The sequence below is a fragment of the Dactylosporangium sp. CS-047395 genome, from assembly GCF_050942185.1.
Lineage (GTDB): Bacteria > Actinomycetota > Actinomycetes > Mycobacteriales > Micromonosporaceae > Dactylosporangium.
The window spans coordinates 7,330,288-7,354,356 of sequence record NZ_CP192015.1 but is presented as its reverse complement, the minus strand read 5'-3'; the positions used below and the strand labels follow the sequence as shown (position 1 = coordinate 7,354,356).

General features: G+C 72.5%; 23 protein-coding genes. 11 read left to right on the top strand and 12 right to left on the bottom strand.

Annotated features, from left to right (window positions below; translation table 11 throughout):
* Window positions 1-27 precede the first annotated feature (27 nt).
* Both ACQP00_RS34645 and ACQP00_RS34640 read right to left on the bottom strand, forming a co-directional pair.
* Entirely contained in the window at window positions 28-1,881 is a 1,854-nt protein-coding gene (locus tag ACQP00_RS34645) for an Hsp70 family protein (RefSeq protein WP_433203718.1), read from the bottom strand.
* 60 nt (window positions 1,882-1,941) lie between these two features.
* The gene (locus tag ACQP00_RS34640) at window positions 1,942-2,940 is read right to left on the bottom strand and encodes a threonine aldolase family protein (RefSeq protein ID WP_433203715.1); all 999 of its coding nucleotides are present in this window, start codon (window positions 2,938-2,940) and stop codon (window positions 1,942-1,944) included.
* Window positions 2,941-2,996: 56 nt separating this feature from the next.
* On the opposite strand from ACQP00_RS34640, the gene ACQP00_RS34635 reads away from it, so the two are divergent.
* The 4 genes from ACQP00_RS34635 to ACQP00_RS34620 all read left to right on the top strand — a co-directional run bounded on the left by ACQP00_RS34635 (window position 2,997) and on the right by ACQP00_RS34620 (window position 8,422).
* Window positions 2,997-4,250 carry a DUF2314 domain-containing protein gene (locus ACQP00_RS34635; RefSeq protein WP_433203712.1) on the top strand — a complete coding sequence of 418 codons (1,254 nt, stop codon included), beginning with the start codon at window positions 2,997-2,999 and terminating at the stop codon, window positions 4,248-4,250.
* Between the two features lie 52 nt (window positions 4,251-4,302).
* Window positions 4,303-6,354, top strand: coding sequence for a methyl-accepting chemotaxis protein (locus ACQP00_RS34630; RefSeq protein WP_433203709.1), 2,052 nt, complete (start codon window positions 4,303-4,305; stop codon window positions 6,352-6,354).
* A 95-nt stretch (window positions 6,355-6,449) separates the two neighbouring features.
* Window positions 6,450-7,493 (top strand): pectinesterase family protein, encoded by a 1,044-nt coding sequence (locus tag ACQP00_RS34625; protein WP_433203706.1) that lies wholly within the window; start codon window positions 6,450-6,452, stop codon window positions 7,491-7,493.
* Window positions 7,494-7,534: 41 nt separating this feature from the next.
* Window positions 7,535-8,422 carry an NAD(P)H-binding protein gene (locus ACQP00_RS34620; protein WP_433203703.1) on the top strand — a complete coding sequence of 296 codons (888 nt, stop codon included), beginning with the start codon at window positions 7,535-7,537 and terminating at the stop codon, window positions 8,420-8,422.
* Here the strand turns inward: ACQP00_RS34620 and ACQP00_RS34615 are convergent.
* Together ACQP00_RS34615 and ACQP00_RS34610 are read right to left on the bottom strand one after the other, a co-directional pair.
* On the bottom strand, window positions 8,419-8,781 hold the full coding sequence (locus tag ACQP00_RS34615; protein WP_433203700.1) for a VOC family protein: 363 nt from the start codon (window positions 8,779-8,781) through the stop codon (window positions 8,419-8,421). The two genes, ACQP00_RS34620 and ACQP00_RS34615, sit on opposite strands and share 4 nt — an antisense overlap.
* 92 nt (window positions 8,782-8,873) lie before the next feature.
* Complete coding sequence (locus ACQP00_RS34610; RefSeq protein ID WP_433203697.1) at window positions 8,874-12,494, bottom strand: SpoIIE family protein phosphatase; 3,621 nt, start codon at window positions 12,492-12,494, stop codon at window positions 8,874-8,876.
* 59 nt (window positions 12,495-12,553) lie between these two features.
* Here ACQP00_RS34610 and ACQP00_RS34605 point away from each other — a divergent pair, with 59 nt between their 5' ends.
* A complete protein-coding gene (locus tag ACQP00_RS34605) occupies window positions 12,554-14,173 on the top strand; it encodes an AMP-binding protein (protein WP_433203694.1) in 1,620 nt (539 codons plus the stop codon).
* Window positions 14,174-14,284: 111 nt separating this feature from the next.
* Window positions 14,285-14,950 (top strand): GntR family transcriptional regulator, encoded by a 666-nt coding sequence (locus tag ACQP00_RS34600; protein ID WP_433203691.1) that lies wholly within the window; start codon window positions 14,285-14,287, stop codon window positions 14,948-14,950.
* A gap of 95 nt (window positions 14,951-15,045) precedes the next feature.
* Here the strand turns inward: ACQP00_RS34600 and ACQP00_RS34595 are convergent, their stop codons facing one another.
* Both ACQP00_RS34595 and ACQP00_RS34590 read right to left on the bottom strand, forming a co-directional pair.
* Window positions 15,046-15,849, bottom strand: coding sequence for a DUF2127 domain-containing protein (locus ACQP00_RS34595; protein ID WP_433203688.1), 804 nt, complete (start codon window positions 15,847-15,849; stop codon window positions 15,046-15,048).
* A 31-nt stretch (window positions 15,850-15,880) separates the two neighbouring features.
* On the bottom strand, window positions 15,881-16,600 hold the full coding sequence (locus ACQP00_RS34590; RefSeq protein ID WP_433203685.1) for a phosphatase PAP2 family protein: 720 nt from the start codon (window positions 16,598-16,600) through the stop codon (window positions 15,881-15,883).
* A gap of 180 nt (window positions 16,601-16,780) precedes the next feature.
* Here ACQP00_RS34590 and ACQP00_RS34585 point away from each other — a divergent pair, with 180 nt between their 5' ends.
* Window positions 16,781-17,572: a maleylpyruvate isomerase family mycothiol-dependent enzyme gene (locus ACQP00_RS34585; RefSeq protein WP_433203682.1), complete on the top strand. Its 792-nt coding sequence runs from the start codon at window positions 16,781-16,783 to the stop codon at window positions 17,570-17,572.
* Between the two features lie 43 nt (window positions 17,573-17,615).
* On the opposite strand, the gene ACQP00_RS34580 is transcribed toward ACQP00_RS34585, so the two are convergent.
* Window positions 17,616-18,062, bottom strand: coding sequence for an LppU/SCO3897 family protein (locus tag ACQP00_RS34580; protein WP_433203679.1), 447 nt, complete (start codon window positions 18,060-18,062; stop codon window positions 17,616-17,618).
* A 126-nt stretch (window positions 18,063-18,188) separates the two neighbouring features.
* Complete coding sequence (locus tag ACQP00_RS34575; RefSeq protein WP_395907090.1) at window positions 18,189-18,452, bottom strand: hypothetical protein; 264 nt, start codon at window positions 18,450-18,452, stop codon at window positions 18,189-18,191.
* 214 nt (window positions 18,453-18,666) lie between these two features.
* Between ACQP00_RS34575 and ACQP00_RS34570 the strand changes: the two genes are divergently transcribed.
* Window positions 18,667-19,230, top strand: coding sequence for a DUF4352 domain-containing protein (locus tag ACQP00_RS34570; protein WP_433203676.1), 564 nt, complete (start codon window positions 18,667-18,669; stop codon window positions 19,228-19,230).
* Between the two features lie 14 nt (window positions 19,231-19,244).
* Complete coding sequence (locus ACQP00_RS34565) at window positions 19,245-19,685, top strand: DUF309 domain-containing protein (RefSeq protein WP_433203673.1); 441 nt, start codon at window positions 19,245-19,247, stop codon at window positions 19,683-19,685.
* On the opposite strand, the gene ACQP00_RS34560 is transcribed toward ACQP00_RS34565, so the two are convergent.
* A complete protein-coding gene (locus ACQP00_RS34560; RefSeq protein ID WP_433044167.1) occupies window positions 19,680-19,901 on the bottom strand; it encodes a helix-turn-helix transcriptional regulator in 222 nt (73 codons plus the stop codon). The two genes, ACQP00_RS34565 and ACQP00_RS34560, sit on opposite strands and share 6 nt — an antisense overlap.
* Before the next feature lie 3 nt (window positions 19,902-19,904).
* A complete protein-coding gene (locus ACQP00_RS34555; RefSeq protein WP_433203670.1) occupies window positions 19,905-20,324 on the bottom strand; it encodes a hypothetical protein in 420 nt (139 codons plus the stop codon).
* A 284-nt stretch (window positions 20,325-20,608) separates the two neighbouring features.
* On the opposite strand from ACQP00_RS34555, the gene ACQP00_RS34550 reads away from it, so the two are divergent.
* Complete coding sequence (locus tag ACQP00_RS34550; RefSeq protein WP_433203667.1) at window positions 20,609-20,953, top strand: STAS domain-containing protein; 345 nt, start codon at window positions 20,609-20,611, stop codon at window positions 20,951-20,953.
* On the opposite strand, the gene ACQP00_RS34545 is transcribed toward ACQP00_RS34550, so the two are convergent.
* Complete coding sequence (locus ACQP00_RS34545; RefSeq protein WP_433203664.1) at window positions 20,950-21,141, bottom strand: hypothetical protein; 192 nt, start codon at window positions 21,139-21,141, stop codon at window positions 20,950-20,952. The genes ACQP00_RS34550 and ACQP00_RS34545 overlap by 4 nt on opposite strands.
* Window positions 21,142-21,235: 94 nt before the next feature.
* Between ACQP00_RS34545 and paaK the strand changes: the two genes are divergently transcribed.
* Window positions 21,236-22,534: a phenylacetate--CoA ligase PaaK gene (gene paaK, locus ACQP00_RS34540; RefSeq protein WP_433203661.1), complete on the top strand. Its 1,299-nt coding sequence runs from the start codon at window positions 21,236-21,238 to the stop codon at window positions 22,532-22,534.
* Window positions 22,535-22,649: 115 nt separating this feature from the next.
* Here paaK and ACQP00_RS34535 read toward each other — a convergent pair whose 3' ends face one another.
* Window positions 22,650-24,044 carry a GH1 family beta-glucosidase gene (locus ACQP00_RS34535; RefSeq protein ID WP_433203659.1) on the bottom strand — a complete coding sequence of 465 codons (1,395 nt, stop codon included), beginning with the start codon at window positions 24,042-24,044 and terminating at the stop codon, window positions 22,650-22,652.
* Window positions 24,045-24,069: the final 25 nt, after the last annotated feature.

Sequence of the window (24,069 nt, the reverse complement as noted above, 5' to 3'; positions counted from 1 at the left end):
GGGCGGGCGTGGGCGCGGGAGTCGGTGTCACGGGCGGACGGCGAGGTTCCAGAGCCGGACCGCCCCGTCCGCGCCCGCCGAGGTGAGGATTCCGCCGTCCGGGGTGAAGGCGAGCGCGTGCACCGCCCCGTCGTGGCCGTCCAGGGTGTGCAGGTGCGCGCCGATCGCCGCGTCCCAGAGCCGGATCGTCGAGTCAAGCCCCGCGCTGGCCAGCAGCGTGCCCGCGGGGTCGAAGGTCACCGAGGTGACCGGCTCGGTGTGGCCCGCGAGGACGAGGCCGGCGGCGCCGTCCCAGAGCCGGACGGTACCGTCGGCGCCCGCACTTGCCAGAAGCGTGCCCGTGAACGCGACGCCGAGGACCGCGCCCCGGTGGCCGCGCAGGGGTGTGACGGACTGGTGCTGCAGCATGACCCGGCCGCCGTCGTCGCCGGTGGCCAGGGCGGCGCCGTCGCGGCTGAAGGCGACCGCGTGCAGCGCCGGGCCCTCGCCGACCAGGGAGACGCGGCCGTCGATGAGGTCGAAGAGGCGCAGCACGCCGTCGAGGCCGGCGGCGGCCAGGACGCGGCCGGCCGGGTGGAAGGCGAGCGCGGACGGGCCGCCCGCGTCGGCGTCGAAGACGTTGCGGCGGCGGCCCTCGTTGGTGTGCCAGACCCGCACCGCGCGGGCGGGCTTGCGGGGGTGGGCGCCGCCCGAGGCGAGCAGGGTGCCGTCGGGGGAGAAGGCGACCGCGCGGACCGGGCCGTCGTGGTCGGTCAGGGTGTGCCGGACCTGGCCGGTGCTGAGGTCCCAGACCCGGACCTTGCGGTCGTCGCTGCCCGCGGCGAGCAGCCGGCCGTCGGGGCTCACGGCGATCGCGTTGACCGGGGAGGCGCCGCGCACGATGCCGCCGGGGGAGAACGTGCGCAGCAGCGCGGGCTTGAGCCGCGGGCGGGCGGCGGTCGGCGGGGCGAGGGCCGGGCCGGGGCGGGTCACCGGGCGCACGGCGCCGCACGCGACGGCGACGTCGGGGTGCTCGGCGGTGAGCGGTTCGAGGCGCAGCGCCCGATACAGCATCCCGGCCACGAGCGGCATGCGGGTCACGCCGCCGGCCAGGAACACCCCGGCCACCTCCTGCGGGGACACGAAGGCCTCACGCAGCACCGCCAAGGTGCATTCGACGGTACGGTCGACAAGCGGCGCCGCGGCCACCTCGAACTCGTCGCGGTGCAGCGTGACGGGGCCGGCGAACGGGATGTACAACTCGGCCGTCGGCGAGTCGCTGAGCAGTTCGCGGGCCACCCGGGCCTCGTGCCACAGCCGCAGCCGGGCCGCCGCCTCCTCCGGGATGCGTGGGCGGTCCAGCCGCTCCCAGGCCTCGACCGGGCCGGTGCGGGTGCGGGCCAGCCGGACCACGGCCGCGTCGAGGTCGAGGCCGCCCGCGTCGAGCAGCCCGCCCGCGGCGGCGACGGTGAACCCGTCGGCGGCCTGGCGGACCACGGTGACGTCGAACGTGCCGGCGCCGAGGTCGTAGACGACGAGACAGCCGCCGTCGGGGACGCGGTGGCCGAGGATCGCGGTGCAGTACCGGGCGGCGGCGATCGGCTCCGGCACGAGCTCGGGCTCGCCGAGGCCGGCCAGGCGCGCCCCGTCGGCCAGGACCCGGCGGCGGCTGGGGCGCCACGCGCCCGGGTGGGTCAGGGTCAGCGGGCCGTCGTAGCCGGGGGAGACCGACCCGACGACCCGGGTCAGCAGCGCGGCGACCGGCTCGGGCTCGACCGGGCCGGCCGCGGGCAGGTCGGAGTCGAGCCGGAACGTGCGGACGTTGCCGTCGGGCCCGGCCAGGGCCGCGACGGTCGTGGCGGTCCCGATGTCGATGCCGAGCCGGTGCCCCGCGGAGGTCACCGGCTCAATGTATGGAGGCAGTTCGCCGCCGGGCATCGGCCGCACGTCCGAGTCGGACGATCAACGGATGAACGCCGCGGAAAGGGCGGCGGAGAATGCCGCGATATCCGCTTCGGTCGTGTCAAAGGCCGACATGTAGCGCCTTGGCGGCGATCCGGCCCCGAATCGGGCGAGCCGCGGGTCGTCGTGCGGCGGCAGCGTGGCGAACACCGCGTTCGTCTGCACCGGCAGGGCGATCCCGGCGCCGGGCACCGCCTCGATCGCGCCGGCGATCCGGTTCGCCATCGCGTTCGCATGGGCCGCATTGGTACGCCACAAATCCCCGTCCAGCAGCGCCACGAACTGCGCCGCCGTGAACCGGCCCTTGCTCAGCAGCTGCATGGCCTGCTTCTGCAGCAGCTTGCGCGGCCCGGCGAGGTCCGGATCGAGGAAGACCACCGCGTCGGCGGCCAGCGCCCCGTTCTTGGTGCCGCCGAAGGAGATCACGTCGGCGTCCCCGGCCGCCTCGGCCAGGCCGGTGCCGAGCGCGGCGGCCGCGTTGGCCAGCCGGGCCCCGTCGACGTGCAGCCGCAGCCCGTGCGCGTGCGCGGCGTCGGCCAGCGCGCGGATCTCGGCCACCGAGTACAGGGTGCCGAGCTCGGTGGGCTGGGCGACGGACACCGCCCGGGGCAGCGGGGAGTGCGGCGGGTCGCCGAACGCCGCGAACGCCGCCACCTGCTCCGGCGTGAGCTTGCCGTCCGGGGTGGGCACGGTGGTGAGCCGCCCGCCGAGGAACCGCTCCGGGGCGGCGCACTCGTCGGACACGATGTGGGCGGTGGCGGCGGCGAGCACCGTCTCGTACGGGCGGACCAGCGCGGCCAGCGCGATCACGTTCGCCGCGGTGCCGGTGACCGCCAGGACCGTCGCCGCCCGCTCGCCGAAGTGCTCGCGGAACAGCGCCTCGGCCCACGCGGTGACCGGGTCGAGCCCGTAGGACGGCACGTGCCCGGCGTTGGCCTCGGCGATCGCGGCGAGCACGTCGGGGTGCACGCCGGCCGTGTTGTCACTGATCAGGAACACGACGCGACGGTACGCCACGGCGAGCCCGATCGACGGCCCGCCCGCGGTGCGTCAGGATGACGCCCGTGGAGATGGTGCTCAGCGTGCCCGAGACCGTGGTGGCCACCTACGTCGTGGCGACCGACCGGCCGCCCGCCGACCCGGCCGCGGCGGCGAGCGCGGCCGCCGCCCGGATCGAGGGCCCGCTCGGCGAGGCCGTCCGCCGGATGCTCGACGGCCCGCTGATGCAGGTGAGCGTCGTGCCGGTGGCCGCGGCGCCGCCGCTGCCGGTCGAGCACCTGCGCATGTTCGGCGGGCCGCCGGAAGCGCTGCGGGCCGTGGTCGCCGCCACCCACCTCGTCCTCGTCCAGGCCGCGTTCGGGCCCGGCTGGCCGCCCGCCCACGAGTGGCACGCCCGCGCGGTCGCGGCCGGGATCGCCGCCGACACCGGCGGCACGCTCGTCGACCTGTACACCCCGCAGATCCTGGACCCGGCCGCCGCCCTCGCCGGGCTGCCGGGCCCCGACGGCACGTCCGCGCTGAGCGCCTGGGTCCTCGTGCCGCAGTTCGAGGGCGACCAGGGCCTGACGATGATCACGCGCGGGCTGGGCCGGTTCGGGCTGCCGGAGCTGCAGCTGCTCGACGTGCCGCCCGCCCTCGGCCGGGCCTGGACGAGTGCGCTCACCGGGATCGCCCGCGCGCTGGTGGTGCGCTGGGCGCAGGCGGTCGACCGGGCGGCCGGGGCGGCGTTCGTGCGTGTCCCGGACGAGCTGACCGTCACCGCCGCCGACGCCACCCTCGCCTACGGCAACGCGCCCGGCCCCGGCGCGCAGGCCCGCGCCGCCGTCGTGCGGCTGCGGCTCGACCGTGACGACCCCGGGTCGCCCGAGCAGGACGTGCTGCTCACCGTCGTGCCGCCGGAGGGGTTCGCCTACTCGGTCACGGAGTTCCTGGCCCGGGTGCCGGCCGAGGTGTTCGGGGTGCAGCCGGGCACGGAGGGGGACGAGGCGGTGGCCACCGCCCGGGCCGGCCTGCCCGCGGCCCGCGAGCGGTTCCTGGCCGGCGAGTTCGGCGTGGAGCGGCACCTCGTGGTCAAGCACCGGCTGACCCGCGGCGAGGCCACCGAGCTGATCTGGTCCACGGTCACCACCTGGCCCGACCCGCGCCGGCTGCACGGGGTGAGCATGTCCGATGCCGAGATCGATCCGGCGGTACGCACGGGACGCCCGACCATGGTCCGCGAGCCGGAGATCGTGGACTGGGGCGTGTGGAGCGACGGCGCCGGGATCGTGGAGGGCGGCTGGACGAACGCGGTGCCGGCCGGCGAGTGATCTCAGGTCGGGCTGATCTCAGGTCCGGCTATGCGGTGCCGAACAGCACTGCGTGGGTCTCGACGGACGGCGGCTGACGACACGCCGCCTGCTGCCGGTCGCCGGCGCGCTCGCCGGGTTGATCGGGGCGTTCCTGGTGATGCAGCTGATCACCACCGGGGCGTTCGAGCGGCTCGAGGCCCGGCAGGTGGCCCAGGACGCGGACCGGATCCGGATCGCCCTGGACAGCCAGGCCCAGCTGCTGCGCGCCTTCGGCGTCACCAACGCGAGCTGGGACAACCTGTTCCACGACGTGCAGGTCGCCGACGCCGACGGCTGGGTCATCGACCTGCCGCCCGGGGCCCAGCAGCAGGTCAACGACCTGGACGGGCTGCTCGGCATCGGCACCGACGGCTCGCTGCGGGCGGGCGGGATGACCAGCGGCGCCGACGCGTACGGCGAGCCGCCGGCCCAGCTGCGCGACGCCTCCGTGCTCAAGCGGCTGTTCGACCCGGCCGGCAAGGCGGGCGACGCGACGTGCGGGATCGTGTCGGCCGATGCGCCGTACCTGTTCTGCGGGGTCGGGATCTACCCCAACACCGGCGAGGGGCTTCCGGCCGGCGGCATGATCATGCTCAAGCGCCTGGACGCGGACCGGGTCGCCCGCCTGGCCACCGCGATCGACCTGCCGCTGGCGCTGGCGAGCGGGGCGCGCGAGGGCGCCGAGGCCCAGCCGCAGCGGGAGAGTCAGCTCGGTACCGTCGCGATCGCCACCGCCGTCACCGGAGCCCGGCACATCGCGATGGACGCCACGATCGCCACCGTCAACGGCGGCCAGGTCGTGCTCGAGGTGGTCGCCGCCCGGCCGATCCACGCCGCGGCCAGCAGCACCGCGGTGAAGCTGTTCGCGTTCGTGGCCGTGTGCACCCTGGTGCTCGTGGTGGTCGTGTTGTGGCTGCTGCGGGTCTCGCTGCGGCGCCGGGTCGGGCCGCTGCGGCGTACCACAGAAGAGATCATCAGCTCGGGCGACCGGGCGCTGCGGGTGCGGCCCGCCGGCCACGACGACATCGCCGAGCTGGGCCGGGCCATCGACGCCATGCTCGACGCGATGCACGAGCAGGAGATCAGGCTGCAGCACGAGCGGACCGCGAAGGAGGCCCAGCTGATGACCACGAACGTGCGGCAGCAGCTGGCCGAGCAGACGGTCCGGCGGCGGGCCGGGGAGGTCATCGACGACACCTCCGGGGCCGTGCTGAGCGAGCTGCGCAACGTCATGCTCCAGGCCGACGAGGTGATGGGCGCGGCCGACGCGATCGAGCGCCAGGCGGCCGCGGCCGACCGGGTCACCCGCGGCGTGGTCGAGCGCGCGGCCGACGCCGGCGGGGTCATCGACGCGGTCACGACCAGCCTCGGCCGGGTCGACGGGATCGCCAACCTGATCGCCGGGGTGGCCGGGCAGACGAACCTGCTCGCGCTGAACGCCACGATCGAGGCGGCGCGGGCCGGGGAGGCCGGGCGCGGGTTCAGCGTCGTGGCCGGCGAGGTGAAGAACCTGGCCTCGAAGACCAAGGACTCCACCACCGAGATCACCGAGACCGTCTCCGCGCTCGGGGCCAACACCAACGCCATGTCCGGCGTGATCACGGACATGAGCCAGGGTGTCAACGCGGTCGGGGACGTCACCGCGACGCTCAGCGATGTGGCGGTACGGCAACGCGCCTCCGTCGAGGCGCTCGTCGGCAGCGTCCGCGAGGCGATCGCCCGCATCGAGACCCTGGCCCAGGTCACCGACCGGCTCGAACGGCGCGGGCACAGCCGGGCGGCGGTGGAGGGCAAGCTCGCGGTGGAGTACCTCGGCCGGCGGATCGAGGGCGACCTGCTCGACCTGTCCGTGAGCGGGCTGCGCTGCGGCTTCCAGGACGGCCTGCGCCCGCCGGTCGGCGCCGAGCTGGGGCTGAGCCTGCACCTCGGCCCGGACGACGTGCGGCTGCGCGGCCGGGCGGTCCGGCACATCGAGGCCGAGGAGGGCGACGAGCTCGGCGTGCAGTTCGTCGACCCGGACCCGGCGGCCGTGGCGCGGATCGGCGCGTACATCGAGACGCTGATCGGCCCCGGCGCCGCCTGAAATCCTGCACACGGCCTGCAACTCGATTCCATTGACCGAGCTCGCTGACCGGTCCTACCGTGTCCCTGAGGAAAGCGCATTCCTGGGGAGGTCTCATGCGCCGCAGATCCGTCCTGTTCGCCTGCGCGCTGGCCGGCGTGGCGAGCGCCACCGCACGGCCGGCGAGCGCCTGGCCCGGCCCTTACCTGACCGTCGCCGCCGACGGCAGCGGCGACGTGTCGAGCCTGCAGGCCGCCGTCGACCTGGTGCCCTCCGGCAACGCGGGCCCGTTCACGCTGAAGATCCAGCCCGGGGAGTACAAGGGACAGGTTGTGATCCCTTCCGACAAGCCCTTCATCGTCTTCCGCGGCCAGGGCCCGGACCCGTCGGCCGTGGTCATCAGCGACGACCGCGCCAACGGCACCCTGAAGCCGGACGGCACCCCCTGGGGCACCTCGGGCAGCGCGTCGGTCACCATCTCCGGCAGCGACTTCAGCGCCCGCAACCTGACCTTCGCCAACACCTTCGACGAGGCGGCGCACCCGGAGATCACCAACCGCCAGGCCGTCGCCGTGCTGACCCGCGCCGACCGGATCGTCTTCGACAACTGCCGCTTCCTCGGCAACCAGGACACGCTGTACCTCAACAGCCCCGACGCCACCACCATCAGCCGCGTGTACCTGCGCAAGTGCCACATCGAGGGCGACGTCGACTTCATCTTCGGCCGCGCCACCGCCGTGCTCGACCGCTGCACCATCCACTCCCTGACCCGCGGCTCGACCACGAACAACGGCTACGTGACGGCGGCGAGCACGTCGCTGTCCAACCCGTACGGCTTCCTGCTCAGCGAGTGCCGCCTGACCTCCGACGCCCCGCCCGGCACGGTCTTCCTGGGCCGCCCCTGGCACCCGAGCAACGACCCGGCCGCGGTCGCCGAGGTCACCATCCGCGACTCGGTCCTCGGCGCCCACATCGGGCCCACCCCGTGGTCGGACTTCGGCACCTGGCCGTGGCGCGAGGCCCGCTACGCCGAGTTCCACAACCGCGGCCCCGGCGCCGCCGTGACGGCCGACCGCCCGCAGCTGACCGCCTCGCAAGCCGCCACCCGGACGATCGCCGCATACCTGTCCGGCCCGGACGGCTGGGACCCGGCGCGCTGACCCCCTGGTTTGTTGCCGTTCCGCGCGGGTAGCGCCGCAGTGTGGTGCTGGTTCTGGTCGCCGGCCTGGGCGACGTCGGGCGCGCGGTGCTGCACGACTTGCGCGCCGCGGACGTGCCGGTGCGCGGCATGCTGCACCGCCCCGACCCGGACTTCGACGCCGCGGGCGCCGAACTGGTCGTCGGCGACCTGACCCGCCCGGAAACGGTGGCGGCCGCCCTGGACGGCGTCGACACCATGCTCTTCACGATGCCCGTCTCACCCGACCACCTCCTGGCCGCGGCGGTCGTGGCGGACGTGGCCCGCAGCCGCGGTGGTTTGGACGCCCTGGTCGACCTGTCCCAGATGACCGTCTCCCAGATGACCCCGACCAGCGTCGGCGAGTCGGACCAGCAGCGCCTGCACTACCTGGCCGAGCGCGTCTTCGACTGGTCGGGCCTGCCGGCGGTACACCTGCGGCCCACGGCGTTTCTGGACAACCCGCTGTTCACCACCTTGGCCGCGGCCTCGATCCGGGCGCGGGGCACCTTGGAGCTTCCGTTCGGCGCCGGCCACACGTCGCCGATCGCGGTCACGGATGTGGCCCGCGTGGCCGCGACGATCCTGCGCGACCCCGCGCCGCACGTGGGCCACACCTACGAACTGACCGGCCCGCACAGCGTCGACATGCACAAGGCCGCGGCGGAGTACTCGCTCGCCCTGGGCCGCGAGGTGTCCTATGTGGACGTACCGCTGGACCGGTGGGTGCGGGAGGTGCTGCCGAAGGCGGGCCTGCCGCCGCACACGGAGCAGCACGTGGCGACGATGGCGCGGTTGCACCGGGAGAACCGCTACGACCGCCTGACCCACGACGTGGAGAAGGTCACCGGCACACCCGCGATGTCGATCGAGTCGTTCGTCACCGCCCGCCGCGCGTTCTACCTCGGCTAGCGCGCCTGCTCGCGGTGCGCCACCACGTTGAGGACGTTGCCGTCGGGGGCGCGGACGAAGAACCGGCGCACGCCCCACTCCTCGGTGGTCAGCGGGTGCACGATGTCGTACCCACGCGCCACCGCCTCGGCATACGCGGCGTCGACGTCGTCCACGTGCACGGAGACCACCGGAAAATGCCGCGCGGTCGCGTCCTGGGCGACCAGCTGCACGTGCGCCCCGTTCTCCGGCGACGTGTAGCGGGCCACCCAGCCCAGGTTGAACTCCTCATCGGCCAGGCCCATGAAGTCGGTGTAGAAGCCCTTGGCCGCCTCGACGTCGGCGACCGGAAGATTGGGCGTGATCCGCCTGACCCGCATGCCTCGTCCCTGCCTTTCAGCTCAGAACCTCGACGGTACCGCCTGCGCGCGCAAGACCCCCGCCGCGCCGGTTGAGGTCGGCTGAGCTCGGCTCAGATCGAGCACATGCACCAGACGGCCTTGCCATCCGCGGTCGGCCGGGTGCCCCAGCGGTCGCACAGCGAGGCCACCAGCTGCAGCCCGCGCCCGTGCTCGTCGTCCGGGGTCGGGCGTTGCTTGCGTGGCAGGTACGGTGCCGTGTCGTGCAGTTCCAGCACCACGTGGGTCTGGGTCCGGCGCAGCCGGAGCTGGATCGGTGGCCGCCCGTGCAGGACCGCGTTCGCGGCCAGTTCGCTCACGATCAGGACCAGGTCGTCGACGACGCGGGTGGGGGCGTTCCAGCGGCGCAGGGTCGTGTCGACGAAACGTCTCGCGTCGCGGACGGCGCGTTCGTGGGCCGGGATGTGGCGGATCACCGACTGCTCCTCGCCCGGCTCGCCCACCACGCGCGTCATGAGCAGGGTGATGTCGTCGTCGGGGCCGTCCGGGAGCAGTTGCGCGACCAGGCGGTCCGGGGCGTCCGCCAGTGGGCCGGTCAGGTCGCCGACCAGGGCGGCCAGGGCGAAGATGCCGCTGTCCAGGTCGCGGTCGCGGTGTTCGACCAGGCCGTCGGTGTACAGCGTGAGCAGCGCACCCACCGGCAGTTCGACGCGCTGCTCGGTGAGGGTCAGCGGGCCGGTGCCCAGCGGCGGGCCGGAGGACGTCAGGGGGCGGGGTGCGGCGCCGGGCAGGAGCAGCAGGGGCGGCAGGTGGCCGGCGTTGGCGTAGGTAAGGCTGCGCTCGCCCGGGTCGTAGACGGCGTAGACGCAGGTGACGATCTGGTCCTCGCTCAGGTCGCGCACCACGCCGTCGAGGTACTCCAGCACGTCGGCCGGGGGCAGGTCGAGGCGGGCGTAGGCGCGGACGGCCGCGCGGAGCTGGCCCATCACCGCGGCGGCCGGGACGCCGCGGCCCATCACGTCGCCCATGACGAGGGCGGTGCGGTCGGCGCCGAGTTCGATCACGTCGTACCAGTCGCCGCCGACCTGGGTGCCGGCCACGCCGGGGCGGTAGTAGGCGGCCACCTCCAGGTGCTCGGGGTTCAGGGTGACCGGCGGGAGAAGGCTGCGCTGGAGCTGGTCGGCGATGCTGTGCTCGCGGGCGGCGGCCTCCTGGGCGGCGGCCGCGGCGGCCACGGCCTGTTCGGCGCGGCGCTGCTCGGTGATGTCCTGGTTGGCGCCGCGCAGGCGGAGCGGGTCGCCGGTGGCGTCGCGCTCCAGCTCGCCGAGGGTGCGGAAGACGCGGACGCTGCCGTCGGCCATCTGGACGCGGGACTCGTAGTCCAGCGGCGCGCCCTCGACGGCGGCGTCGATGGCCTCGTCGACGCGGCGGCGGTCGTCGGGGTGGACGCGGCTGTTGATGAGCTGGCGGCCGTGCTCGTCGAGCAGCTGCTCGGGGGTGACCGCGAACTGGCGCAGGAACTCGTCGGAGCCGCGGATGTCGCCGGTGGCCAGGTCCAGTTCCCAGGAGCCGACCGAGGCGAGGCGCTGGGCCTGGTCCAGCAGTTCGCGGTTGCGTTGGAGTTCGTCTCTGGTACGCCGAATCCGGTCGTACTCCAGGTTCGCCCGCACCCGGGCGCGCAGCTCCCGCGGGCTGAACGGCTTCACGAGGTAGTCGTCGGCGCCGGCGTCCAGGCCCTCGACGGTCGCCTCGTCGCCGGCCCGGGCCGACAGGACGATGACCGGCAGGTGTCTCGGGCCGCCGGCGCGCACAGCGCCGATGAGCCCGAAGCCGTCGAGGTTGGGCATCATGACGTCGGTCAGCACCAGGTCGGGCGGGTCGGTGCGCAGCAGCCGCAGGGCCTGCACGCCGTCGGCCGCCTCGAGGACCTGGTAGTCGGCGGCCAGGATGCGGCGGATGTAGGCGCGCATGTCCTCGTTGTCGTCGACCACGAGGACGCGCGGCGCGGCCGGGTCGGGTCCCGGGGCCGGCGTGGTGGCGGGGGCGCCGACCCAGCGTTCGACTTCCGCGATGTAGGGACGCACGTGCGGTACCGGCGAAACCTGAGGAGGCAGCAGAGGGCCGGCGCCGTTGGGGATGCGCACCGTGAAGGTGGATCCCTCGCCGGGGGCGCTGCGCACGCCGACGGCCCCGTCGTGCAGGCCCGCGAGGTCGGCCACCATGGCCAGGCCGATCCCGGACCCCTCGTGGCTGCGGGCCTTGGCGCCCTGGACGCGGTGGAAGCGGTCGAAGAGCCGGGCCTGGTCGGCGGGGTCGATGCCGGTGCCGGTGTCGGCCACGGTCAGCTCGACGCCGTCGTCGCCGGACGGGGCCAGGCGGACGGTGATCGCGCCGGTGAACGTGAACTTCAGCGCGTTGGAGAGCAGGTTGACCACGATCTTGGCCCACATGTCGCGGTCGGCCCAGACCGGGTGGGGCAGCGGCGGGCAGTCGATCTCCAGGCGCAGCCCGGCCCGCTCGGCCGCCGGGGCGAACATGCCGGCCAGCTCGGCGGTGAGCCGGGGCAGGTCGAGCGGCTCGCGGTGCGGCTCCAGGCGGCCGGACTCCAGCTGGGAGAAGTCCAGCAGCGCGTTGACCAGCTTCAGCATCCGCTCGGCGTTGCGCCGGACCACCTCGACGCGGCCGCGCTGGGCGGTCGGCAGCGGCTCGGCCTGGTCGGCCAGCGCGTCCTCGGCCGGGCCGAGCAGCAGGGTCAGCGGGGTGCGGAACTCGTGGCTGACGTTGGTGAAGAACGCCGTCTTGGCCCGGTCGAGCTCGGCGAGGCCGTCGGCGCGGTCGCGCTCGGCCGTGAACGCGCGGGCGGTGCCGAGCCGGGCCGCGATCTGCCCGGCGACGAGGTCGACGAAGCCGGCGTACGCGGCGTCGAACGGCCGGTACCGGTTGAGGCCCGCGACCAGGAACCCGAACGGCAGCGGGACGATCCGGGCCTCGGTCGGCGGCTCGTCCCACGCGCCGCTGGGCAGCCCGCCGAGCCCGCCGACGGTCAGCGGGCCCGCCTCGGGCACGGGCCAGAAGGCCGGGTCGGCGCACGGGTGACCGGCGGGCACGCCCGTGGAGGCGGCCAGGCGGGTCGGGTCGTCGTGGAGGTACAGCAGCGTGAAGGGAAGATCGTCGGGGCGTCCGGCAAGGCTCGTCTCGACCGCCGCCAGCAGCCCGGGTTCGTCCGCCGCGGCGTCCAGCCCGGCCCCGAGGTCACGCAGCGTGGCCATCCGCCGCTCGGCGATGATCCGGTCGGTCTCCTCGGCGACCACGCACAGCATGCCGGCGACGGTCCCGTCGTCGTCGGTGAGCGGGCTGTAGGAGAAGGTGTGGTACGTCTCCTCGGTGAACCCGCTGCGCCCGAGGAACAGCCGCAGCCCCTGGTCCCAGGTGGCCTGGCCGGTCTGCATGACCTGGCGGATGCGCGGCCCGGCCTCGTCCCACACCTCGGCCCACACCTCGCCGGCGGGGCGGCCCAGCGCCCACGGGTATTTCTTGCCCAGCGTGTCGCGGCGGTAGGCGTCGTTGCACAGGAAGGTGAGCTCCGGCCCCCACGCCATCCACATGGCGAAGCGGGAGTCGAGCATGATGCGCACGGCCGAGCGCAGGCTCTGCGACCACGACTCGGGCGGGCCGAGCGGGGTCGCCGCCCAGTCGACCGCCGCCAGGTCGCGGCTGACCTCCGTGTCGCCCATCCGCTCCAGCTTATTCCGGCCGGTGCTTTTTCCGCACCGCGGTGGCATCGTTGCTGGACATGACAGTGTTGTCGTACGCCGTCGGAGCCGCCGCCGGTCCGATGCTGGGCGAGACCATCGGCGCCAACCTCGACCGCACCGCCGCCCGGGTGCCCGACGCCGACGCGCTCGTGGACGTGCCGACCGGCCGGCGCTGGACGTACCGCGAGTTCCTGGCCGAGGTCGAAGGTGTGGCCCGGGGACTGCTGGCCCGCGGGATCGCCAAGGGGGACCGGGTCGGGATCTGGGCCCCGAACTGTCCCGAGTGGACGATCCTGCAATACGCCACGGCCAAGATCGGCGCGATCCTGGTGAACATCAACCCGGCGTACCGGACGCATGAACTGGCCTTTGTTCTTGAGCAGTCCGGGGTGGGCCTGCTGGTGGCGGCCGAGCGGCTCAAGACCTCCGACTACCGCGCGATGGTCGCCTCGGTCCGCCCCGACCTGGCCGACGTGATCTTCATCGGCACGCCCTCGTGGGATGCGCTCGGCCGTGACCGGGCTCCGGAGGCCGCGTTGCGGGAGCGTGAGGCCACGCTCGCGTTCGACGACCCGATCAACATCCAGTACACGTCCGGGACGACGGGCTTCCCCAAGGGCGCCACGCTCAGTCACCACAACATCCTGAACAACGGCTACTTCGTGGCGGAGACGCAGGGCTGGACCGAGGCCGACCGGGTCTGCCTGCCGGTGCCCTTCTACCACTGCTTCGGCATGGTCATGGGCAACCTGGGCGCGACCACCCACGGTGCGTGCATGGTCATCCCGGCGCGTGCCTTCGATCCTTCCGAAACCCTGGCCGCGGTACAGCATGAGCGCTGCACGGTCCTCTACGGCGTGCCCACGATGTTCATCGCCGAGCTCGCCCTGCCCGACTTCGCCTCGTACGACGTGTCGACGTTGCGCACCGGGGTGATGGCCGGGTCGCCGTGCCCGGTGCACGTGATGAAGCGGGTCATCGCCGACATGGGCATGACCGAGGTGACGATCTGCTACGGCATGACCGAGACGTCGCCGGTGTCGACCCAGACCGCCCGCGACGACGACCTCGAGCGCCGGGTCTCGACCGTCGGCCGGGTCGGGCCGCACCTCGAAGTCAAGATCATCGACCCGCAGACCGGGCTGCTGGTGCCGCGGGGCGCGGCGGGGGAGCTGTGCACGCGGGGGTACAGCGTGATGCTCGGCTACTGGCGCCAGCCCGACGCCACCGCCGAGGCCGTCGACGCCGCTCGCTGGATGCATACGGGCGACCTGGCCACCATGGACGACGACGGGTACGTCAACATCGTCGGGCGGATCAAGGACCTGGTGATCCGCGGCGGCGAGAACGTGTACCCGCGCGAGGTCGAGGAGTTCCTCTACACCCACCCGGACATCGTCGACGTGCAGGTGATCGGGGTGCCGGACGAGCGCTACGGCGAGGAGCTGATGGCCTGGGTGCGGCTGCGCGACGGGGTGGAGGCGCTGTCCGCCGAGGCCGTCCGCGAGTTCTGCGCCGGGCGGCTCGCGCACTACAAGATCCCGCGGTACGTCAAGGTCGTCGACGCGTTCCCGATGACCGTGACCGGCAAGGTGCGCAAGGTCGAGATGCGCGAGGTGTCGGCCCGGGAGCTCGGCCTTACGATGACTGACTCGTGACGCGCGCCGCTGGTGGTGCGGCCGCCCCCGTCTCGCATCAGCCGCACCACCAACGGCAGAACGTATATGATTTTTGGCCGCAGCGGCCCCTGTCAAGGGTGGGATGTGCACGTGCAAGCAGTTCCGTCCAAGCACGAGCTGGCGTACCGCGAGATCCGTGAGCGGATCATCGACGGCCGGTTGGGGCCGGGGAGGCGGCTGGTGCTCAGCAGCCTGGCGCGGGAGCTGGACGTGTCGCCGGTGCCGGTGCGGGAGGCGATCCGCCGGCTGGAGGCCGAGGGCCTGGTGCACTTCGAGCGCAACGTCGGCGCCCGGGTCGCGACGCTGCAGGACGACGAGTGGGAGCAGCTCGTCGAGATGCTCGCCCTGCTGGACGGGTTCGCGTTCGCGGCGGCGGCGACCCGGGTGTCGGCGGACGACATCGCGGAGGCGCGCGGGTTCAACGCGCGGCTGCGCACCGCCGCGGCGGCCGAGCAGATCGACCACGCGCTGGTGATGTCGCTGCATCGGCAGTTCCATCGGGCGGTGTACCGCACGTGCGGCAACCGGTACGTGATCGAGTCCCTGGACGGCATCTGGGACCGCATCGACGCGTCGCGGGTGCTGGCGACGCTGTATCCGTCGCTGCGCCTGGTGACCGCGGTGGACGAGCACGACGCGCTGCTGGACCGGCTTGTGCGGGGTACCGACGATGCGGTTGTCCTGGAATCGTGCGCGCGCGAGCACAACCTCAACGCGATCCGCACGATCCGGGCCGGGAAACGCGCCGGGAAATAAGAAGACCGGCATCCACGGGGGAAGATGCCGGTCTCGCGTTCAACTATACGACGGGTGTGGCGGGGTCCGCCAGTGGCAGTTTGCTGTCTGTTTCACTACCTGACGCCGACCGGAGTCTTGGGGGTCCGCAGGCCCTTGGGCAGGGTCGGCTCGTTCGCGGCCAGCTCGACCTCGATGAAGCTCGTCTCGTGCCGCTCCGCCTCGTGGGCCGCGTGGCCGCCGCGCAGCCCGAAGAGCCGCTTGGACAGCAGGATGTACAGCACGGCGACGATGTTGATGACCAGCGCGCCGATCCGGGTGAACGTGATCTTCTCGGTCAGCTCGTAGATCTCGATCGGCAGGCCGAGGGACGTGGCGACGACGGCGAAGTATTCGCCCCAGCGCTTGAGCATCCACAGCCCGACGCCCTCGACGAGCTGGAGGCTGCCGTAGAGGGCGAGCCCGGCCGCGACCCAGAGCAGGGTCTTGGACTCGGCCTCGATGACGGTCCGGATGGTGTGGATCATCGCGGAGTCCTCGAACTTCCAGCCGACCTTGTCCATGAAGGGGCGCAGCAGCGGCAGGTCCTCGTTGAACGCCTGCTCGACGCCGTCGCGGTGGTTGCGGAAGTGGAACACGCCGTAGGCGGCGGCGAGGCAGAACAGGCCCTTGATGAACCGCTCGAGAGACAGCAGCCGCAGGATGAGCGCGTCGCGCAGGGCCCGCCCGCGCAGCACGATCGGCGCCCGCTCGGCGGGGCCGGTCGAGTGCGGCTCGCCGATGACGAAGTCGCCGCAGCGCAGGCAGCGCCAGGCCGGGCCGACGGGGGTCGGCGTGTGCAGCTTCTCCCGCAGCGCCTCCTCGGTCGGCGCGTAGGTCACGTGCCCGCGGCGCGCGCAGGTGCGCAGATTCCAGTCCACGCGATCTTTGATACCGCATGGACGCACGCTTTTATGTCAGCTTTGTAACTCGGACGGTCTGCGGGCTCTCGCGGCGGAGCTGGATCGGCACCTTCGGCGAGAGGTGCTCGGTGCGGCTGGTGGCGATGAGCAGGATCCCGACGAGGACCGCGGCGACGACGCCGTCGAGCCAGTAGTGGTTGGCGGTGCCGGCGACGACGAGCATGGTCAGGATCGGGTGGGCGAGCCACAGCCAGCGCCATCTGGTGTTCGTGGCGTGGATGAGCCCGGCCGCCACGACGAGGGCCCAGCCGACGTGCAGGGAGGGCATCGCGGCGTACTGGTTGCTCAGCGTGTCGGTCTGCGGCGGCCCGTAGACGGACGGGCCGTAGACGGCGGCGGTGTCGATGAGCCCGATGCCGCCGAGCATGCGCGGCGGGGCGAGCGGGAACGCGAAGTGGATGACGAGCCCGGCCGCGGTGAGCCAGGCGAGGATGCGGCGGAACCGGATGTAGTGTTCGGGCCGGAACCAGTACATGAAGATCAGGAATGCGACCGTGGCGGGGAAGTGCACGACGGCGTAGAACGCGTTGGCCGCCCGGACCAGGGCGTCGGCGCTGAGCAGCAGGTGCTGCAGGTCGGCCTCGTCCGGCAGGCGCAGCGCGCGTTCGAGGCGCCACACGAACGTGGCGTCATCGAAGGCCGCCGAGATGCGTCCGTCGACCGCCATCCGGCCCACCTTGTAGGCCAGGAACAGGCCCAGGACCAGCAACAACTCAGTCCAGGCGCGGGGCCTTAACCGTGTGGTGTGTTGATGTTCACCAACTACGGGCCCCGTGTTCATCAGGCGACGTTACCTGATGTTGCGGCTCGCGCAATATTCCTGCGGGTCTACCCGGCCCGTGTCGTGCGTCACCGGGTTATTTACGCTTCAATCTTTTAGGGGGTTTCATTGAGCACTCGGGCAGATCAGGCGATCGCCGCCCTGCGCAAGGGCCACGACGACCTGTCCGCGCTGGTCGCCGGCCTCACGGCGGAGCAGCTCACCGGCAGGTCGGCGGCCGACGAGTGGGACGTCTCGCAGGTCGTGAGCCACCTGGGCAGCGGCGCCGAGATCAACCTGGAGGCCGTGCAGGCCTCGCTCGAGGGCCGTCCCGCCCCCGAGTTCGAGTTCAACAAGGGCGTGTGGGCCCGCTGGGACGCGATGACCCCGCAGGAGCGCCAGGCGGCGTTCCCGGTCGCCAACCAGCGCCTGGTCGAGGCGTACGAGGCCTTCACACCGGAGCAGCGCGAATCGCACAAGATCGACGTCGGCTGGATGCCGGAGCCGGTCGACGTCGCCACCTCGGCGCTGCTGCGGCTGACCGAGTTCGGCTACCACGACTGGGACGTGCGGGCCGCCCTGGACCCGTCGGCCGAGCTCGCCCCGGAGGCGGCCGCGCAGATCAGCGACCGCGTCGAGGGCCTGTTCGGCTGGATCGCCAAGCCGGCCAACCTCGACGGGCGCACCGCCGACCTGCTCGTGCGCCTCACCGACACCGGCGAGACGCTGGGCCTGCACCTGGCCGACCCGGTGGCCCTGGGCGCGGCCCCGGCCACGCCGGACGGCGAGCTGGCGCTGACCCTGGAGGCGTGGCTGCGGCTGGCGGCGGGGCGGCTCAAGCCGGAGTACACCCCGTCGACCGTGCAGATCTCCGGCCCGATCTCGCTGGACGACCTGCGCGCGGTGTTCCCCGGGTACTGAGGTCTCTTGTGAAGGGCCGGGTTTCAGGCCCGGCCCTTCGCGGTTACTTGGCGACGGCCTTCAGGCAGAGCACGTCGCCCTTCTCGCCCTGCTTGCCCTGCCAGAACGTGTCCGTGGTGTCGGGCCACTGGTCGCACACGGTGGTGAACCCGTTCGTCGACTCGATCTGCGTCTTGCCGGAGGCCTTGCCCAGCACCGAGTACTGCGCGTCGGCGCTGTCGCACTTGACGATTGTGAGCTTGTCGTCGCCCGGGTTGTGCAGGCAGTCACCGACGTTGGCGTTCACGGCCGCGTCCCGGTTGAAGAACCAGGCGGCGCCGAGCAGCACACCGACGAGCACGACCAGGCCGACCAGAATCGTGACCTGACGGCCCTTGCCCTTGGGGGCCGGCGCGGTCCCTGGGACGGCGGGCCCGGTCGCGGGCGCCTGGGGGGACTGCGGGGGCTCGGGCTGTTGGAGCGGCTGGTCGGGCTGCGCGGGAGTGGTCATGGTGGAGCCTTCCAGAGATTCCGGATGGGTACCCGGCTAGGCCTATCGGCTCCGCGGGTCGAACGCCCCTGTCTGTCCGGATTCCGACTTGCCGGCATGCTGTTGTGCGCTTCCCGGCCCCTGCGCTCAGCGCTCGACGACCCGGCGCAGGGAGTACGTGACGGCGTGCAGCCGGTGCGGCTGGCCAATGATCATGGCGGCCCGGTCGTACGCCTGCCAGCCCTCGGCGCCGGCGCGGTTCAAGTGGCGCAGGTCGTTGAAGCGCTCGTCGGTGCCCCACCGCTGCACGCCGCCCGGGTGGTGGAAGACGGCGTCCCAGTCCTCGAACTTGTCCGTGCCGAGCGTGCCCGCGGCCCGGTACTCCAGTCTCGCGTATTCCCATTGCGTCACGCGGTACATCATGCCCGACATCGAGCAAAACCACCGTCGTGGCCACCGGAGCCGGAATGCCGCACCGGACCGGACAGTTGCACGTGACGAACGGTTGATTCCGCAAGTTTCTCTCTGGTGAGCACGGACCTTCGTTCCGTACGGTCGCTCAGCCGCCCGTCAGCGGCAGATCCCGTCACTCATCCCGTCACTCATCCAGGGAGCACAACCCTTCATGCGTACCAAGATCATCGTCGGCGCGCTCGCGGTCACCGCATCCTTCGCGCTCGCTTGCGGCTCCACCGGCACCTCGTCCTCGTCGTCCGGCGCGGGCGGCAATGCCGGCAGCAGCGGCGGTGCGGTGGCGCAGCAGGCCGAGGAGAAGAAGGGCCCGGCCACCGTCAAGGTCGGCGAGCCGCTCACGCTGAAAGAGAGCATCCTCGGTGACACCACCGTCGTGGAGATCACGCTGAGCGAGCTCAAGGCCAACGCCAAGGCGACCGACGGATTCTCCAAGCCCAAGCAGGGACAGTTCGTCACCGTCAAGGTGAGCCTGCAGGTCAAGCAGGGCAAGTACTCCATCAACTCGACGGCCTTCAAGTTCGTCACCGCGGACAACACCGCGATCGACTCGACGCTGTCGCTCGACGGCAAGGACCTCATGGCCAACGACATCACGTCGGGGCAGAAGGCGTCCGGCACCGTCTGGTTCGACGTGCCCAAGGGAGCGGAGAAGGGCGGCAAGATCGCGCTGAAGTCGATCCTCGCCGACGGCGACGCCGGCTACTTCACTCTGTGAAATAGCCTGGGAGCGTGGAACACCAGCGTGACCGCGATGCCGAGGGCCGCGCCCGCAACGCGCGGCCCCGGGATGAGCTCGGACGGCCGCTTCCGCGTGGGGCCGAGGGCGTGCCCACGATGCCCGACGACCTCACCGTCACGCCGGAGGAGGCGCTCGTGCAGGCACAGCGCCTGCTCGACGAGGGGCGGCCGTTTCATGCGCATGAGGTGCTCGAAGCCGCCTGGAAGTCCGCGCCCGAACCGGAGCGGGAACTGTGGCGCGGCCTCGCTCAGCTCGCGGTCGGGCTCACGCACGCCAGGCGGGGCAATGCCGACGGTGCGCGCCGGCTGCTGGAGCGGGCGGCGGTGCGGCTGGCGGAGTATGCGGAGCACCCGCCGTACCGGATAAATGTCCGTGGGCTTGTGGACTTCGTGCAAGCGGGAGCGATCGGCACGCCGCGCCTGCGGTCATGACTCGTCGGGGTAGTGGAAGACCGACTCCAGCGGGACCCCGAAGGCCCGCGCGATCTGGAAGGCCGCCTCGAGGGTGGGGGAGTATTTGCCCTGCTCGATCGCGTTGACGGTCTGCCTGGTGACGCCGATGCGCTCGGCGAGCTCGGCCTGGGTCATCTCGCCGTGGGCGAAGCGCAGGGCGCGGATCGAGTTCGTGACGCGGGTCGGCTTGCCCACGAGCTACATCCCCCGCCGGTACGCGACGATCTTCACGACCGACGACACGACGGCCGCGAGCGCGAACGACAGGTACAGGGCGTTGGCGATCCAGAAGTACGGGGCCTCGCGCATCGCCAGCACCAGCGGGACGAGCGCGGCGATGCTCATGACGTAGAACGCCGCGTGCTCGCCGCGCCGGCCGATGGCCCGGTCCCGCTCGTCGCGCGTCCGGGCCTCGCGGGGCGCCAGGCCGGCCGCGACCGTCTCGGCGGTGACGTTGAGGACGATCGACGCGCCGACGGCGATGAGCAGCGGCACGACGTAGCCGCCGGCGGCGAGCCCGGTCCGCGGGGCCCGCGCCAGCAGCGTCACCGCGTAGGCGAGCGGCACCACGACGGCCACGGCCGCGTAGATCCAGGCGCGCTTCTCTTGGAACGACACGCCTCGAAGGTAAAACTCACGCGACACCATGTCAAGGATGCTTTACACGCCCGTATTTAAAGGTTAAGTCGGATATGTCGAGGTGGCGGAGCGTCCGACATATCCGTCAAAACACCCGCACGGCAACCACATTCGCAGCGCGTTTGGCGTAGCGGGGGCCGGATCACGCCAGGCCCAAGCGCCGTGCGGCACGGGGCTCGCATGGACCGTGCGGCCGTCGACGCCCGCCGCTGCTCATCGCGCCCCTTCCGAAAAAGAGCACGGCAGCGCGGTACCGTCTACCCGTGGCGTTCACGATCGACACGGCGGCGGACGGGTATGCGGTCGTGCACGCCGACGGGGAGCTTGACGTCGGCAACGCGCCCGAGCTGCGGGAGGCGGTCGCCGCCGCCCTGGATGTGCGGGCGGCGCTCGTGGTGGACCTGGCCGCGGTCACGTTCATGGACTCGGTGTCGTTGGGCGTGCTGATCGGGGCGTACAACCGGGCGCGGGAGGCCGGCGGAGCGTTCGCCGTGGTCTGCACCGACGACCGCGTCCGCCGTATTTTCCGGATCACCGGGCTGGATCAGGTGTTCACCATGGTCGACTCGGCCGCGGCCGCCGTCGAGGGGTTCGGCGCCAGACCTTAGGTGTTGCGCAGGATGGCGTCGATCTCGGCGATCTCCTCCTCGGTGTGCCGGCCCAGGATCAGGTCCAGCTCGAGTCGCTCGGCCGGGGTCCGGTACGCCGCGATCTCCCGCCGCAGCCGCCGGCGCGCCCGGCCGGCCTGCATCCGGCCGCTGATGATGTTCCGCATGTTCGTCGCTGTCATCTCCATGGGCTCTACTGTATCGATTCAGAAAGATCATCTCAGCTGAAGAGGGCGTGATCGGGGGCACGCAGACGCTGAGCTGCGGGTGCAGGATGGTCTTGTGCGCGACGTCACCCCCGCCCCGGGCACCCTGGACCCGATCGAGACCGCCTCCCGCGACGAGCTGGCCGCCGTGCAGCTCGATCGGCTGCGGCGGACCCTGCGGCACGCCTACGAGCACGTTCCGCATTATCGGGCGGCGTTCGAGGCTCATGCGGTACACCCGGATGATCTTCGACAGCTCGAAGACCTGGCGCGGTTTCCGATGACCACGAAGGCCGACCTGCGGGCCAACTATCCGTTCGGGATGTTCGCGGTGCCGCGGGAGCGGGTGGCGCGCATCCACGCCTCGTCGGGCACGACCGGCCGGGCCACCGTGGTCGGCTACACCAAGGCCGACGTGGACACCTGGGCCGACCTCATGGCGCGCTCGATCCGGGCGTCCGGCGGGCGGCCCGGGGATCTCGTGCACGTGGCGTACGGCTACGGCCTCTTCACCGGCGGCCTGGGCGCGCACTACGGGGCCGAGCGGCTCGGCTGCACGGTCGTGCCCGTCTCCGGCGGCATGACCGAGCGGCAGGTGACCCTGATCCGCGACTTCCGGCCCGACATCATCATGGTGACCCCGTCCTACCTGCTCGCGATCGTCGACGAGATGGCGCGGCTGGGCCTGGACCCGCGCGAGTCGTCGCTGCAGGTCGGCATCCTCGGCGCGGAGCCGTGGACCGAGGACATGCGCGGCGAGATCGAGCGGCGCCTCGACATGCACGCCGTGGACGTCTACGGGCTGTCCGAGGTGATGGGGCCCGGCGTGGCCAACGAGTGCGCCGAGACCAAGGACGGGCTGACGATCTGGGAGGACCACTTCTACCCGGAGATCGTCGACCCCGAGACCGGCGCCGTGCTCCCGGACGGGTCGAGCGGCGAGCTGGTGCTCACGTCACTCACGAAAGAAGCCATGCCCGTCATCCGGTACCGCACGCGCGACCTCACCCGCCTGCTGCCCGGCACCGCGCGGACCATGCGGCGGATGGAGAAGATCACCGGACGGTCCGACGACATGATGATCGTCCGCGGGGTGAACGTGTTCCCGACCCAGATCGAGGAGCTGCTCCTGCGCGAGCCGGCCCTGGCCCCGCATTTCCAGTGCGTGCTGTCCCGGGTGGACCGCCTCGACGTGCTGACCGTGCGCACGGAACGCCGCCCCGGCACGCCGGAGGGGTCGGCGGCCGAGGCGGCGATCGCGCTGGCGAGCAACGTCAAGGGCTCGATCGGCGTGACGATCCAGGTCGAGGTGATGGCGCCCGGCGAGGTCGAGCGCTCCGCCGGCAAGATGCGCCGGGTGGTCGACGAGCGCTAAGGCCGGCTGCTCTTTTGAGGGGGTGTGGGTGGAGCTTGCTCCCCCACTGTTCTTCAGGACATCGAGGGGTAGACCCCGCTGCCAGGGCGCCCATACAGCGTGAGACCTTTCGGCGCTAGATGGCGTTGCGGGCGATCGCCTCCGCGTACCAGCGGCCGCTGGCCTTGATGGTGCGCTCCAGGGTCGCGTAGTCGACGCGGATCAGGCCGAAGCGGCGGCTGTACCCGAACGCCCACTCGAAGTTGTCCAGCAGCGACCAGGCGAAGTAGCCGCGCAGGTCCACCCCGGCCGCGATCGCCTCGTGCACCGCGGCGAGGTGCCCGCGCAGGTACTCGGTGCGCTCCGGGTCCTCCACCCCGCCGTCCGGCCCCGGCCGGTCGTCGTAGGCGGCGCCGTTCTCGGTCACGTAGATCGGGAAGTCGCCGTAGTCGCGGCGGATCCGCAGCAGCAGGTCGCGCAGCCCGGTCGGGTCCACCGACCAGCCCATGTGGGTCACCGGGCCCGGGGTCGGGTGGAACTGCACCGCCTGCGCGGTCGGGTAGCAGGTGCCGTGGTCCAGCACGCCCTCGGGCGCGGCGCTGACCAGGTCCGGCTGGTAGTAGTTCACGCAGATCGCGTCGACCGGGGCCGAGATGGTGGCCAGGTCGCCCGGCCGCACGAAGTGCCAGTCGGTCAGCTCGCGGGTGTCCTCGAGCATGTCGGCCGGGTACGTGCCGCGCAGGATCGGCTCGAAGAAGATCCGGTTGAGCAGGCCGTCGATGCGCCGGGCGGCGTCGGCGTCGGCCGGGCTCGCGGTGAGCGGGCGGACCGCGCCGGCGTTCAGGGCCACCGAGACCTGGCCCGTGACGCCGGCCGCGCGCAGGGCCTGGACGCCGAGGCCGTGGGCCAGCAGCAGGTGGTGGGTGGCGGTCAGGGCGCCGACGTGGCCGCGCCGGCCGGGGGCGTGGCCGCCGGTGCCGTACCCGAGAAACGCCGAACACCAGGGCTCGTTGAGGGTGTTCCACAGCGCCACCCGGTCCCCGAGCCGCGCCGCGACCACGGCCGCGTAGTCGGCGAAGCGCTGGGCGGTGTCGCGGGCGGTCCAGCCGCCGCGGTCCTCCAGCTCCTGCGGCAGGTCCCAGTGGTAGAGGGTGGCGACCGGGCGGACCCCGGCGGCGAGGAGCTCGTCGACGAGGCGGTCGTAGAAGTCCAGGCCGGCCTCGTTCACGCCGGCGCCGCCGGCCGGGCGGATGCGGGGCCAGGCGACCGAGAACCGGTACGCCGACAGCCCCAGCTCGGCCATCAGCTTCACGTCCTCGCGGTAGCGCAGGTAGTGCCCGGTCGAGGTGGCACCCGTGTCGCCGCCGTCGATCCGGCCCGGCTGGGCGGCGTAGGTGTCCCAGATCGACGGGGTGCGGCCGTCGGCGTCCACGGAGCCCTCGATCTGGTACGCGGCCGTGGCGGCGCCCCACCAGAACGTCGAAGGGAAGGTCAGCGCCCCCTGCGTGGCCTGCACCGCCGTCGTGCTCACACGTATCACCCCGTGCCTCGTCGAA